Raw genomic sequence first — 13639 nt, forward strand, 5'->3', positions numbered from 1 at the left:
TCCCATACATATTACCGCTTTTAAGCAGCTTTTTTATAACCTTTCCATTAAACTCATTCAAGTATAAAATTCCAATCTCGCTTCGCAAGTATTTACGTCATCAATAATTTCATGAGTTTTGATCTTATGTAATGCCAGTTCAATACTTTTAGCCTTTTACGGCTCCATCCGTAATCCCCTGGATAATCCAACGTTGGAAGATGGCGAAAATCACGACAATCGGAATCGATGACAAAATCAGTGAAGCCAGAATCAACGACCATTCCCGACTGTATTTGCCGAAGAACATATTGATTGTCAAGACTAACGTATATTGGCGAAAATCGGTAAGCATCAGTACTGGCAGCAGGAAATCGTTCCACAGCCACAACAGATTCAAAATACCAATAGTAAATGTAATCGGAAGCAGCAGCGGTAAAATGATCATGAAAAAGGTTTTAAACTCACCGCATCCGTCCATTTTCGCGGATTCATCTAATTCTCGCGGAATGCCTTTCACAAAACCGTGGTAAAGAAACACTGCCATGCTGACGCCCAATCCGGCACAAACAATGCCCAAACCAAATGGCGAACCCTGAAGCCCAAGCGATTTTGCCATCTTGGTTAAAGTAACCATGATGGTCTGAAAAGGAATCAGCATAGATGATACGAAAAGCATGAATATCACGTTGCTCAGTTTCCCCGGCGTTCGGGAAAGCTTGTATCCCGCCAAAGAGCTGCATAAAACGATGACAACAATGCCTGTTACGGTTACAACAATCGTATTCCAACCGCTCTTCAGCATGTTCGCCTTATTAAAGGCTTGCACATAGTTTTCAATGTGAAGCTTGACTGGGAAGCCTAGAACGGAGCTGTACATCTCTCCTTGTGTCTTAAAGGAATTCAAAATAGCCATGTAAATCGGGAATAGAAAGAATACCGCCGAAATGACCAAAGCCGCCAGAGACAGACTAACATACAATCGCCTGTTCATGCCTCCACCTCCCGCTTCTTCATTACGGACACTTGAACAAAAGTAATAACAAGTATGATCAGGAAGAGAATAATCGCTTTGGCGCTGGCATAACCATATCTGAAATTGCGCTGATAAGCCTCTTCCAAAATATTCATAGAGATAACTTGAGTTGCCCGGGCAGGACCTCCGCCTGTTAAAGCATAGATAAGGTCATACACTTTAAACGAGTTGTTCAAGGTTAAAAAGATACAGATCGTGAGCGCGTGCGCAATCAAAGGCAAAGTAATGTAACGCAGCATATGATGCGGCTTAGCACCGTCAATAATAGCCGCTTCCTTGAGATGCTTTGGAATGCCTTGAATGGCAGACATATAAATAATCATTAAAGTTCCTATACCGCCCCAAATGGAAACGAGCATGATTGTAAAGAACGAAATGTTCGGGTCACCCAGCCAGGAAATATCGAGAAATTTTAAGACTGCATACTTGGACAAAGCCGGCATTACCTTTGTAAATACGAATACCCACATGAATGTACTTATGATAATACTTAACATGCTAGGCATGAAAAAGATGGTTCGAAGCATTCCTTTTCCTTTGCTTTGAGATTCAATCATTAACGCAAGCAGCAATGCGATGGCGTTCTGAAAAACGACAGCAAACAAAACATACTTGGCAGTGAATAGAATCGATGTTCGAAAATTCGTATCATCGCGAATAGCCTCAATGAAATTCTGTATCCCAACGAAGCTGTAATGTTTATTCAAGCCATCCCAGTTCGTAAAGCTGTAATAAGAGCCTTGGAGCATCGGAATGACAAGAAATATAACATACATGATAAAAGCTGGCAGCACGAACAAGATCAATGATGTATGGTCTTTGGCAAGGCGTTTCAGCACGTTGGCTCACTCCTTAGGAAAATCTCATGCCCTACCCTGACCTTTCAAAGGCCAGGGCAGAGATCAACATGTCTTCCATTCTTTATTTTTTATTTGCTATGGCGTTTGCATCTTTCCAGGTTTTATCCAGATCCTTGATGACATCATCTGCGGACATTTTCTTGTTAAAATAGGCTTGAAGTGCTTTGCCTGATTCATCCTTCACTGCCGCTGGAATCTGTGGATCTTTATAGGCCTGTCCTTTGTTCACATAAACGGAAGCGTCCTCAACCCAAGGATAAGGTTTGAAAGAGTGGTTTTTGGACACTGGATTGAATTTCAATCCTTGGTACAGATCGTTTGAAGCTTGATCATCCAAAATGAAATTCAGCAGATCTGCCGAAACTTCTTTATTCTTGCCTTGGGCAGCCATCGCCAAGGACGTTGACACGGAAACGTTGATTTGTGTTGAGGCAGGATCATCATTGATAGGAAGAGGAGCAACCCCAAATTCGAACTTGTCATTAGCTTTCAAAAGGCTGTCCGCATCCCATGGACCTTGTACCCACATAGCAGCTTTGCCGGCAGCAAAATCAGCAGCTCCGTCATCGTTGCCTACTTCAAATACACGATCTGTTCCGTTGCTGTTAACAAGATCGATGATACCGAACATCTCTTTCACTTCTGCGAAGCTTCCTTGATTTTTGTACATTTTATCAACAAAATCCTTATGGCTTGAATTGCCTAATCCTCCAATCGTTAGAGGCAAGAATAACTGAGGAATCCAGCTTTCTTTGTAGCTGAGCATGAACGGCTTGATTTTTTTGTCATTTAATGTTTGAACAACTGTCTTCATTTCTGTCAAAGTAGACGGCGGTTTAATACCTAGATCTTTGAAGATTTTTTTGTTGTAGAGATAACCCCATGCTAAGCTTTCCATAGGAACCGCTACTACTTTGTTGTCGATAGTCACGAGTGACTTGATGCCATCAATGAGCTTACCGGAAAGCGGTTGTTTCGTTAAATCTTCCAAATAACCAGCTTTGTAGTAGTCTGGAATATCGTTCACGGCATGAAGGCTGAATATATCCGGTACGTCGCCGGTTGCCAGACGAGTTTTCAAAATTTGTGTTGAATTATCGGAGCCAGGATACTCGGTGTTGATCGTAACCTCGATATTTTTTTCCTTCTTTTCTTTCTTAGCAAATGCGGCGAAGTACTTCTCGAATTGATCACGAAAACGGTCCAAGCCGCCAAGAAATACCTTCAATTCCACTTTTTTAGGCGCAACCTCGCTTTTAGACGTGCTGCTGCTTTCTCCAGCGCTTGGTGTTCCTTGACCGGAAGAACAAGCTACTGTGGCTCCTAGCATCGTCATAGTAACAATCATTGCAAGTGCTTTCTTCATTTTTTTCGCCTCCCCTTGTTATGGTAACGCTTACGAGTCCTAGTATACTTGAGAAAGCGCCTCCATTCATTGGACAGAAAATGCATATCTGACTGGACAATATTGATATCATTGGACTGACTTAAGCTCGCTAAGCATCCTGTCTAATCTGAGAAGGTGTCATTCCTGTCATTTTTTTGAATATACGGTGGAAATAAGTAAGATCTGAATAGCCGACTGCTTCTGCGGCGCTCTTGATGGATACGGAAGAGTCCTGAAGAAGCTGGTGCGCTTTTTCGATTCTTTTGGTAATCAAGTAATCCATTACGGTAACACCGACTTCTTGTTTAAAGGTACGGGATAGGTGCTCCTTGCTGACAAAAAATTTACTTGCAATGGTTCCAAGACTAACTTGCTCTGCATAGGAAAGATCAAGAAACTTCCGAATTTCGTCAATATTGATCCGGGTCTTGTTTTTCCTTTCGTGAATTAATTCTTCCAAGCTCCCGACGTATGTGGCAGACAAGACATCGATCCACTCGGACACTGGCGTATCATCCGTAACATAGAAATGGCTGGCGTTCGCTTGAGCTTCAGATGTTAATTCGCTTCCTGAAAGGGCAAATTGCTCCTCCAAAAGCAGCATGAATTGCTTGTAAAGCGAATTATTCAGACCGGGCTGCAAGATCTCTTGATCGCTCAAAGCTTGCTCCAACTGCTTAAAGCTTTTCTTGACCGCCTCCGTGTTCATCTCATGAAAATTTCTGATGACGATGTGCTTCAACTCAGTGATGATTTTCAATAACTGCTTGTCCAGCGGCTTGGCAGCATGGATTCCCCGTGTTACGCCCAGCTCTCGAACCGCTTTCTCCAAAGCCCGATTCAGCTCTTCCGGATTGATCGGCTTTATCAGATATTCATCCACTTTGGATAAAATAGCCTGTTTCGTATAGGTAAAATCATCAAATCCGCTAATCACAATTTTGCGGATAAACGGATAGTCTTCACTTATTTTTTGCAGAAGCTGGGCTCCATCCATGCCTCTCATTTTCATATCCGTAATGACAATTTCAGGGTGTATCTGCGCTATGATATTTAGGCCGCTAAGCCCATCCTCCGCTTCCTCAATCTGATCGATGCCTAGTCGCTCCCAATCAGCCAAATGCCGGATGCTGTTACGGACCCAGAACTCATCATCAATAATGACAGCTTTCATTGTAGAGGCTCCTCTCCTTTGATTATTGCCGGAATAACAACTTTGACAGTCGTTCCAATACCTTTTGAACTTGTAACAAACATACCGTATTCTTGACCGAAAATAAGTTTAATCCGCGAATTGACGTTGTTCATTCCCATACTTTCCCCAAGCATCTGATCCTCACCCCAACGGCTTAACTGTCGCCGAATTTCCTCCAAACGCACCTCATCAATGCCTAGACCGTTATCTTCAATACTAATCTCAATTTCATCCATCATCTTCTCCACCCTGATGGTTATCGTCCACTGTTCCATCTGGCCTTCCAAACCATGGACGAAGCAATTCTCCACAATGGGCTGGAGAATGAATTTGGGAAGCTGGTAAATTTCGCAGTCTTCTTCGACGTCAATTTGAATATGAATCATGTCCTGAAAGCGCAATTTTTGAATTTGCAAATAGTTAGTAACATGCTCTATTTCGTCAGCCACTGTGACGATATCTGATTTCATTTTGATCGTATAACGAAATAACTCGCTAAGTGCTCTGACATGCTCATAAATTTCAGGCGCATTTCGAGAGAGGGCGACCCCGCCAATGGATTGCAGCGCATTATACAGAAAATGAGGATTAATCTGTGCCTGCATCGCTTTTAGTTGTGCAGTCCTTTTCTCAATTTTACTTTTATACTCTATTTGAATCAGCTCTTTCATTTTTTGAAGCATGGAATTAAACCGCCTCTCAAGCGTACCGATCTCATCGCTTCGTATCTTATCGACACCCACGTTGAAATTTTGGTGCTCCATGGCTTTCATCGACCTCGTCAGTCGAATAATCGGTTTCGTCGTGAAATAAGCAATTAAAACAGAAAGGATAATAGCAAGAAGAACAGAGACCATAGCTGTATAAAAACTAAAACTTAGCGTTGTAGAAGCGCCTTGATTCACATAGCTGATCGGAATAAATTTCACGATCCATAACTCGGCCGATAGAACAGGCTGATAAAACAGAATTCCTTGTTTGGATTCGATAAAGCCAGGTTCCTTTGGACTGTGTATCGCCTTTTCGAGCATTTCTTGATCAATCATCGTTTGCCCGGGGTAAGGATTATACATGTTGTTTCCTTGCGCGTCCAAAACAAGCACTTGACTATTCGGCTCCGAATGGATCATGTTTATGACACTATCCATCATATTCCATCTCGCTTCTATAAACACTCCACCGAGAATCTCATGATCTTCAAATCGATTCATGCTGCGTACCAATTTGAAATTATTGCGTGTAGATTTCACAATCTTATTGACAGTCTGATGGTTGTTTGCAATTTCTCTCCAATTCCCAACGGGAGTAACCAACTGATCCGTTGATCGAACGGCATCTTTATCGACGATATACATGCGCTGCTTGGCATTCAGATAAAGAGAGATCGAGACAATATTATTATTGTTGGCAACATACAGGGATCTGAGCTTCTCATCTATATATAGTTTCCCTGCATCCAGACCGTTACCAGTGCTTATAGATTCACCATTGGTAATCGGAAATAAGTTATTATCCATGAGAAGTGAATACGCCACCGAATGCAATTGACTAAATTTTTCATCGAAATACTTTGCAGCCCAGTCCATTCTTGACTCGTTCGAGCGTATAATCTCCAGACTTAATGATTGCTTGGTGGTCTTTGCCGCAAAGATAGTGACTAAGGTTAACGGCAGGACAGCGATAATCACCATCAAAATCATAAGCTTGTATCTCATACTCATTTGAAAAGGAAGTAGAAGACGCCGTGTCATATTTCTAAGTGCCATGAGTCGATCCCCTTATTGTTAAGCAGAGTGGGTAAAGCTTGCTTATATTTCTGATTATAAATAAGATTTGACCTTTTTCATATCAATCATTAAATACGGATTATCTTTCTTCATTATTTCAACAAGAATCACTGCAGATTTTATCAATAGCTTCCGGTATTGGCACCATGATTGTAAGTAAGATTATTCGCCTATGTTTGTATCCTGGCGCCACGACAGTAAAAAGCCGGCCCACGGCCGGCTCTTATTAAGCTATCGTTTCCTCGTTAGTCCCGCAATCCGTCGTTGATGGTAATCCATATTGGAAAGCTCATCTTGAGGCAACCAAACGAAATGAGCGTAACCGTAGATCAAAATGGAGCAATGAAAAAAGACGTTTCGCCCTGTCGTGGTCACACTACGGCGTCGTTGGGTATTCCCAAACATCGGGCGGCAGCTTATCCTTGAGCGATTCATACATGGAGTCGCGGAACAGTTTCACCGCCGGATACGGCCGGAGGGTAATAGTGCGCTCCTCTATCAGCCCCTGCTCGTTGTCCACGATGATCTCCAAGCTCTCGATCTTGTGGCCATCCATGGTCCCCACCCAGCGCAAGAAGGTGGTGCGCTCATCGAGCTTAAACTCGGCTGTGTAGGTACCGGAACCACGCGTAGAGCTCGACTGAGCGAAAATCGCCGCGATGACGTCACGCCCCTCGATCGGCCGTACCAGGATCGGGCTGTTGAATACGACGTTGTCGGCAAGCAACTCTCTTACCTGGGCGGGTGTAGCGTTACCGGATTCCCGTAGTTTGCGTAAAGCATGCATTGTGATTTCTCCTATGCTATGTTTTTTCATGCTGAAATCGAGGAAAGACTTACCCTCGCGACCCATCGACTCGGCATCTTTTGGAACCTGCCCTCAACCGCAGTCGCTGTATAGAGTAGCCTCGGGGGCAGGTAGCGTAATTTCAAAGGCGGATGAGCGCCACCTTAAATATCTGTAGGATTATAGCCTATTATACCGTGCCCGACACTGGGTAAGGAGCTCACTCGCTCGCTGGATGACCGCACGATGATCGTGAAAAGCTTCTGTGTACACAGCGCCCACGCATTGCCTCTGTTATGCCAAGTCTACTTGTATCTAATTCCATAATAAAAAACTACTAAACAAAGGAGAATGGTGACATGAGTTTTCAAGGACCTTTCACCCTATACCAACCTTCGCAATGACAAATGGGGCGGCAGCCTTGAAAAACGGATGTTGTTTCCCATGAAAATAGTAGACGAAGTAAAGCGAATTGTTGCGATGGCGAGCGTCGAATAGCCGAATAGATTAACAAGTGCCAGCGGCACTAAAAACAAGTTGCCGATATTCATTACGAAGATGCTGAAACCGACTATCAGCAGTTTCAGGTGCATGGGCTTTTTCAAGAGTTCTGGGTTGATGAACGATTCTTTCGCGCGTTTGAGGTGCCAGAAATGAGCGGCGATCGATAACAATCCTGCTGCCAGCAAAACAGCCGAGCGCTGCGTTATGGCGATCAGTATTGTTACCGCATTGACGATGGTAAGTAAGGTACCGGTTATGTCAAACAGGAACGGCTTCGGCTGCTCCTTGGGGAACAGGTGCAGCAAAATCGGGAGAAAAACAAGCACAAGGCAAGTGACGGCAAATAATCCGTTCCAGCCTATGTACTCAGTGATCAACCCGCCGATAATCGGCCCCGAGCTTCACATCAAAAGGGATTTTGTTCATTACACCGCTATTAACGATTCCTTTTCCCATTCTACAACCTCATCGATCTGTTTGCTCAGGGCACTTCGAATGCCATACGTTGAATCTGAACAAACCGAGCGTCGGCTAATCAAATACTTTAACACTGATATTGCGATGATTACATCTTAAGAACGACCCGAAATCTAGCTTCCCCTTCGATCATTCTATTATAGGCCTGATTAACTTCCTCGAGGGGATAAACTTCAGTCATCGGTAGTGTATTAAAAAGAGCGCTGAAGTTTAGAGTTTCTTCAGCATCTTTCGCATGCCCAGTCAGCCATCCTTGTATCGATAGTCGATCGAAAAGTAACGGTACACTATCGACCTCAATTGGATCGGGTGATGCTGCGACAATGAGTAATGTCCCATTTTTAGACAATCCATTGACAAGTGAAGAAATCGATTTGCTGTGTGGGGCAGTAGCTAAAATAACGCGCGCTCCGCCTAATTTTTTCAACTCAGTACCGGCATCAGTGGCTGCTGTATCGATGTAAACATGCGCACCAAGCTTAAGTGCCAATTCTCTCTTGTCGTCACCGCGCGAGAGAGCGACTGTTTTGTAACCAAATTTATTAGCGTACTGCAGAGCCATGTGCCCTAAGCCGCCAAGGCCTTGTATAGCGACTACTTCGCCTGGACGTGCCCCGCTGTTTCGCAAAGCATTAAATGTAGTAAGTCCTGCACATAGCAATGGCCCTGCATCAACCATCGACAATTCATCAGGGATCAGTGCTATTGCTTCTTGGGGCGCCACCATATACTGAGCATAGCCACCGTCGTATGAAACCCCACAAATCAAACGATTCTCGCAGTTAATAAAGTCGCCTGATCGACAGGAATCACATTTGAAACACTGCCCGCCATGCCAGCCAACACCAACTCGTTGACCGACTCGCCACGAAGTGACGTCCTCACCAATTTTGTCAATGACACCAGCAACTTCATGTCCTGGGGTTCTTGGATATGGGATTCCAGGGATTATCCCATCCTTTACAACCTGGTCGCTGTGACAAATTCCACACGCCTCAACCCGAATCCTTACGTAGCCTCGTTGAGGCTCCGGTATTTCTATTTCGATAACTTCAAAATGATCACCAGGTTTGTTAACTACTGCAGCTCTCATCGTTCCCATGGAGATTTTTCCTCCTAAATAATTTTTCATTTGCAAGACGATTTTGTAAAAGGACCGAATAAACGACAGTCTAAAATTGTAACTTAATCGCCGACAATTGATTTTAGTCCTCTAAAGCATAGAGTTACCTCTTAGATTTAAAGATATACTTTCTAAAACTATTATCGCTTATGCTCAGTAATTGAAGGCGGCTGTTAATTAATCGCTTAAAAATTACCCAGAGACAGTAAAAGGACAATAACGGACTGCACTGATGGCATGTGTAAGACTCCTATCAGCTTAATTTTGAAACGAAAAGCAGAAGCTATGCTCTTTCGATTTGTTAACCCGCGGGTTGGGAACGAAAGCCAGATCATTTTCACCAATTTCGTTATTTATTCGTTTTTTTGCGTCTGATCAACCCCTTTGCGTAGTGCGTTCCAGACGAGGGTCGCGCATTTGATCCTGGCCGGGAATTTGTTCATGCTGGATAAATGATATCCCATATGTTTCCATTATATTTCTTTGCTCTCGCAATCAAATGGATGGTACTATCGTCAGGAAACCCAGCAAAATCAAGGTTTGGTCCGATTTTGTTTACTTTTGTTAATTTTCACTAACGGACTTTATTTTCCACGAACAAACGGCAAACCCTATAATTTTCTTGTATACATGTTTCTCTTCTTTCTGTAACGTCTACTCTATTAAACGTACAGAATTTACTCTCGGGTAATCATTCCTTCTTCCTAACCTTTTCGCAAAGCATTTACTCGTTTTGATTTCATGAAATCTAAGATTCATGCCTATGAAAAACTCCAGGAATTAATTGTTAACTACTGGGTAAATTAACCTTTAGATTGAATTTGGAGAGGAGCATACTAAGAATATACATGAACAAATCGGAACGGTACGCCAATATTATACCAATGGTTGAATTGAACACGAAGGAAAAACGACTTCAACCTTTTTCGGTGTTTAACCAACTTCGCCAAACGACGCCTGTTCGTTATGATGAAAGTAGAAGTTGTTGGGATGTATTTCGCTATGAAGACATCCATCGTATTCTCAAAGATCCTGCCACCTTCTCTTCCAGACGAGGATTGGCTGTAAAAGACAGAGAGACCATTCTTACGATGGATCCTCCTCGTCATGCACAACTGAGGGGTTTGGTAAGCAAGGCGTTTACACCCAAGGTAATCTCGGATTTGGCATCACGAATCTCCTCAATCACCGAAGAATTGCTGGATGCTGTGGAAAACGAAGGAACTATAGACATAGTTTCCGCTCTGGCCGTTCCGCTGCCGGTGATTATTATAGCGGAGCTGCTTGGCGTCCCCCCAGAGGATCGCAACTTATTCAAGGAATGGTCGGACATTCTTGTGAAGGGACCTGACCAAAATACTGACGAGGCGTTCAATCACGTCATCGCGGAGAAAGAGAAGGCCACTGACGAGCTGAATGATTATTTCGCACAGATTATCGAGCAGCGTCGTATGGAGCCTAAAGAGGATCTGATTTCACTTCTGCTGAAAGCCGAAGTAGAAGGAGAGAAGCTCAGCGACAAAGAGATTCTTGGCTTTTCAATCCTACTCCTCGCTGCTGGTAATGAAACGACGACCAATTTGATTACAAACGCTGTCCGCCGCGTGACGGAAGACCAAACGCTCCAACAGCAACTTCGCGGTAACCCAGAGCTTATTCCTGGTTTTATTGAAGAAGTCCTGCGTTTCTATCCCCCCATTCTGGCCATAGGACGAGTAGCGACGCAGGACGTGGAGATTGGAGACATCATGATAAAAAAAGGGCAACAAGTCGTCTCTTGGGTGGCATCTGCTAATCGCGATGAGGCTAAATTTGCAGATCCAGATACGTTTATTGTGGACCGCAAACCAAATGCTCACCTTTCGTTTGGATTCGGCATACATTTCTGCCTAGGAGCACCTTTAGCACGGCTTGAAGGGCAAATCGTGATTGAGATGCTCTTGAAACGGCTCGGGGATATTCAATTTGTCACAGATTCGGAGATGACGTATATTCAAAGTCCTTTTGTTTATGGAGTTAAACAGTTTACAGTTAGCTTCGCTAGTTTCTAATTCGATAAAACGAAAGCTAGATCAAGAAGGCGGGGGTTCAGTGAGAATAAAGTTTAGACTGAACACCCTGTGAATGATTAGAAATTTCTTAAAGACTTTGACGACAGCTCCTATGAATTAAGTTGTGGACTCTGTATTAGAATAAAAAGGCAGCTACTGTTTAGAATTTGAAGAAATAGTCTCAGACTTTCAGCTGCCTTTTATTCAAGTTTCGTTCTTCGTCCCTCGGTTTTAATGGTTTCTCCAAAGTTTAGACCTGCTTTACGCAATAACTGACGTCTATGTACATATTATCTAAGATCGCCAGCAAGTGATAGAGTGGCTGTTATTAAGATTGGACCAAGGGCTTTGATTGATCGAAGTCGATTGGCCAGGAGAAGACTTTTAAATGAGTTTAAATAAAAGATTCGACAGACTCGGTTAAGCATAGCTAATCATAATGTTCCTGAATTCCAGCATTTTTGATTAATAGATTTATTTTATACAAATAATGCAAAAAAAGGCCACCCAACATCCGGTAACCTGATTATGATAAATTTAAAACTTTATAATTTCTATATGCTTAATCCTAATTTTCTATAACGTCTCTCTAATTCTCCCTTCAGCTTTTTCCAATTCTTCGAGGGCCTTCTTGGGAGTTAGTCCTTTCAATTTCATGATGATGGTAACCTTTGCACCACCACCGATTGTTCCACCAGTGGTTACAATACTATCTCAAGCCCCTGGCCGACAGGCTAAACCGTCTTCAGAACACGCTGGGTCATTTCATTACCCAGCAAAGAATCAATCACCCAAGCAGACAAATCTTGTCCGGCCAAACACCCGGCAGCCGTGCTGATGTTACCGTTATTTACAAAGCTCTCGTTAACGATCTCTACGCCAAACGCGGCTAACTGTCCGGCCACAGTCGGATAAGTGGTAGCTCGCTTCCCTGCCAAATAACCCAATGCTCCCAAGAGCAAAGCACCCGAACACATGGATCCGATTCCCGAGAAAAATGTAAAATGGGCTCATCTCGGTTTATTTCTTAGCACACTCAAGTACTTCATACTAACGTTTGTAACGCTCATGTATTTTAGTCAGGGGTTATTAAGGCATACCTACTGGCCAACCTTGGTCATGATAAAAGTGATTGAATTTTCGCTTATTGCAAGGATTGAATTTATTTTCATACGTTAAGATTGACTGGTTAGGAAGAAATGTTGTTGAGGTTGGGTTTTATTTTATTTATGCATATATCCCGTTACTTTTCATCCTTTATTTAATTCGAAGCAAAATCTTACAGAAAAATCAGCGATGATACAATCCGAATAAGAAAACCAGTCCAACATGAACAATGTTGGACTGGTGTATAAACGAACGCCGGCCGCGCTTTACAATCTAATGGCAACAATTCACGCGTATTAAGAATATCCTTGGCCTACTCCTCAATCTAGCGGAACCGTCCGTGGATATCACAGCTTCATCACTCTAATTTAAAAACTTTTCGCCATATATTAACCGATAAATGCTTCCTTATTTGCTCGAGCAAAAGTCTCAAAAGAGGTTGCTTTTTGTCCGGTTATTTCTTCTACCGTACTGGAAACTTTTGCAGTGTATCCTAACTTCATCATTTGATAATGTTCTAATAAAGCTTCGACGATTTCAGCAGGCATGCCTGCTTTCTGCATACCAGCGCGAGCAGCTTCAACCGGTGCATCTACGTACTTAATTGATTTTCCGGTTACTGAAGAAAGAATATCCGCAATTTCGGCGCTGGAAAGTGCTTCTGGCCCCGACAAGTAATATGCTTTGTTCTCATGGCCTTCTTCCGTTAAAACCCGATAGGCAACCTGGGCTATATCGCGGGCATCAATGTAAGCCGATTTTCCGTCGCCATGCGGCTCATAGAAGGCTCCCTGAGCACGAATGGTATGTGAGTTGAATTTAACAAAATTTTGCATAAAAGTATTTGACTGCAAGAACGTATAAGCCATGCCGGACTGCTCCATTTCTTTTTCGACTGCCCTATGCCACTTGGCCATTGTATCCATTTCAGCCCCGCCGCCCGATAACTTCACAAGATGCTTCACACCGGCTTTTTTAGCTGCACGAATAATCGAAGTAGAAAGTTCCACCATATTCGGAACAAGAGGTGTTGCAAAATATACTTTTTGGAGGCTGTTCATGGCATTTACCAGTGAGTCGACATCGGTTAGATCGGCTTGAACCAATTCGACTCCCAATGCTTGCAGTTCGCTTGTGTTGCTTGTCGAACGAACGGTAACACGCGTTTTTTGGCCGTTCTTCGCCAGAAGTTTCACCAATTCTTTGCCTGTTGTTCCTGTAGCTCCAATCACTAAAATAGCTGCGCTCATACTGAATAAACCCCTCTCATTGGTTAAATTCACTTTAATTATGATTAAAATTTCAAAATTTATTATAATTAATCGCTCATTCCTTATGCTGCCGCC

General features: G+C 43.1%; 10 protein-coding genes and 4 pseudogenes. 3 read left to right on the top strand and 11 right to left on the bottom strand.

Annotation, left to right across the window (positions count from 1 at the left end; all coding sequences use genetic code 11):
- Nucleotides 1-7: 7 nt before the first annotated feature.
- From AC58U0_RS15285 to AC58U0_RS15315, 7 genes and pseudogenes are all read right to left on the bottom strand, one after another.
- A pseudogene (locus tag AC58U0_RS15285) lies at nt 8-141 on the bottom strand (LysR family transcriptional regulator); the annotation flags it as partial.
- A 7-nt stretch (nt 142-148) separates the two neighbouring features.
- A complete protein-coding gene (locus AC58U0_RS15290) occupies nt 149-973 on the bottom strand; it encodes a carbohydrate ABC transporter permease (RefSeq protein WP_497379797.1) in 825 nt (274 codons plus the stop codon).
- Complete coding sequence (locus AC58U0_RS15295; RefSeq protein ID WP_497379929.1) at nt 970-1791, bottom strand: carbohydrate ABC transporter permease; 822 nt, start codon at nt 1789-1791, stop codon at nt 970-972. Before AC58U0_RS15295 ends, AC58U0_RS15290 begins: the two co-directional genes overlap by 4 nt.
- Nucleotides 1792-1936: 145 nt before the next feature.
- The gene (locus AC58U0_RS15300) at nt 1937-3241 is read right to left on the bottom strand and encodes an ABC transporter substrate-binding protein (RefSeq protein WP_497379799.1); all 1305 of its coding nucleotides are present in this window, start codon (nt 3239-3241) and stop codon (nt 1937-1939) included.
- 130 nt (nt 3242-3371) lie between these two features.
- Nucleotides 3372-4436 (bottom strand): response regulator transcription factor, encoded by a 1065-nt coding sequence (locus AC58U0_RS15305; RefSeq protein ID WP_497379800.1) that lies wholly within the window; start codon nt 4434-4436, stop codon nt 3372-3374.
- Nucleotides 4433-6223 (bottom strand): sensor histidine kinase, encoded by a 1791-nt coding sequence (locus tag AC58U0_RS15310; RefSeq protein ID WP_497379801.1) that lies wholly within the window; start codon nt 6221-6223, stop codon nt 4433-4435. The genes AC58U0_RS15305 and AC58U0_RS15310 overlap by 4 nt, the downstream gene beginning before the upstream one ends.
- A gap of 397 nt (nt 6224-6620) precedes the next feature.
- On the bottom strand, nt 6621-7031 hold the full coding sequence (locus tag AC58U0_RS15315) for a hypothetical protein (RefSeq protein ID WP_497379802.1): 411 nt from the start codon (nt 7029-7031) through the stop codon (nt 6621-6623).
- A 378-nt stretch (nt 7032-7409) separates the two neighbouring features.
- Between AC58U0_RS15315 and AC58U0_RS15320 the strand changes: the two are divergent.
- Nucleotides 7410-7511 (top strand): annotated as a pseudogene (locus AC58U0_RS15320) (oxidoreductase); the annotation flags it as partial.
- A gap of 589 nt (nt 7512-8100) precedes the next feature.
- Here the strand turns inward: AC58U0_RS15320 and AC58U0_RS15325 are convergent.
- Complete coding sequence (locus AC58U0_RS15325; RefSeq protein WP_497379803.1) at nt 8101-9114, bottom strand: alcohol dehydrogenase; 1014 nt, start codon at nt 9112-9114, stop codon at nt 8101-8103.
- 374 nt (nt 9115-9488) lie between these two features.
- A pseudogene (locus tag AC58U0_RS15330) lies at nt 9489-9587 on the bottom strand (Fe-S cluster assembly sulfur transfer protein SufU); the annotation flags it as partial.
- A 396-nt stretch (nt 9588-9983) separates the two neighbouring features.
- Here AC58U0_RS15330 and AC58U0_RS15335 point away from each other — a divergent pair.
- On the top strand, nt 9984-11186 hold the full coding sequence (locus AC58U0_RS15335) for a cytochrome P450 (protein WP_497379804.1): 1203 nt from the start codon (nt 9984-9986) through the stop codon (nt 11184-11186).
- A 734-nt stretch (nt 11187-11920) separates the two neighbouring features.
- On the opposite strand, the pseudogene AC58U0_RS15340 reads toward AC58U0_RS15335, so the two are convergent.
- Nucleotides 11921-12172, bottom strand: a pseudogene (locus AC58U0_RS15340) (DJ-1/PfpI family protein); the annotation flags it as partial.
- Here AC58U0_RS15340 and AC58U0_RS15345 point away from each other — a divergent pair.
- Nucleotides 12162-12365 carry a GerAB/ArcD/ProY family transporter gene (locus tag AC58U0_RS15345; protein ID WP_497379805.1) on the top strand — a complete coding sequence of 68 codons (204 nt, stop codon included), beginning with the start codon at nt 12162-12164 and terminating at the stop codon, nt 12363-12365. The pseudogene AC58U0_RS15340 and the gene AC58U0_RS15345 sit on opposite strands and share 11 nt — an antisense overlap.
- 317 nt (nt 12366-12682) lie before the next feature.
- Here the strand turns inward: AC58U0_RS15345 and AC58U0_RS15350 are convergent, their stop codons facing one another.
- Nucleotides 12683-13543 (bottom strand): SDR family oxidoreductase, encoded by an 861-nt coding sequence (locus AC58U0_RS15350; RefSeq protein ID WP_497379807.1) that lies wholly within the window; start codon nt 13541-13543, stop codon nt 12683-12685.
- Nucleotides 13544-13639: the final 96 nt, after the last annotated feature.

It is taken from the genome of Paenibacillus sp. J31P190 (assembly GCF_059692075.1).

Bases quoted from the DNA above. Each gene is read 5' to 3' on its own strand.
- AC58U0_RS15315 (WP_497379802.1), bottom strand. From the start codon at position 7,031: ATGCATGCTTTACGCAAACTACGGGAATCCGGTAACGCTACACCCGCC.
- AC58U0_RS15305 (WP_497379800.1), bottom strand. From the start codon at position 4,436: ATGAAAGCTGTCATTATTGATGATGAGTTCTGGGTCCGTAACAGCATC.
- AC58U0_RS15325 (WP_497379803.1), bottom strand. From the start codon at position 9,114: ATGGGAACGATGAGAGCTGCAGTAGTTAACAAACCTGGTGATCATTTT.
- AC58U0_RS15310 (WP_497379801.1), bottom strand. From the start codon at position 6,223: ATGGCACTTAGAAATATGACACGGCGTCTTCTACTTCCTTTTCAAATG.
- AC58U0_RS15335 (WP_497379804.1), top strand. From the start codon at position 9,984: ATGAACAAATCGGAACGGTACGCCAATATTATACCAATGGTTGAATTG.
- AC58U0_RS15350 (WP_497379807.1), bottom strand. From the start codon at position 13,543: ATGAGCGCAGCTATTTTAGTGATTGGAGCTACAGGAACAACAGGCAAA.
- AC58U0_RS15295 (WP_497379929.1), bottom strand. From the start codon at position 1,791: ATGTATGTTATATTTCTTGTCATTCCGATGCTCCAAGGCTCTTATTAC.
- AC58U0_RS15290 (WP_497379797.1), bottom strand. From the start codon at position 973: ATGAACAGGCGATTGTATGTTAGTCTGTCTCTGGCGGCTTTGGTCATT.
- AC58U0_RS15345 (WP_497379805.1), top strand. From the start codon at position 12,162: ATGGATCCGATTCCCGAGAAAAATGTAAAATGGGCTCATCTCGGTTTA.
- AC58U0_RS15300 (WP_497379799.1), bottom strand. From the start codon at position 3,241: ATGAAGAAAGCACTTGCAATGATTGTTACTATGACGATGCTAGGAGCC.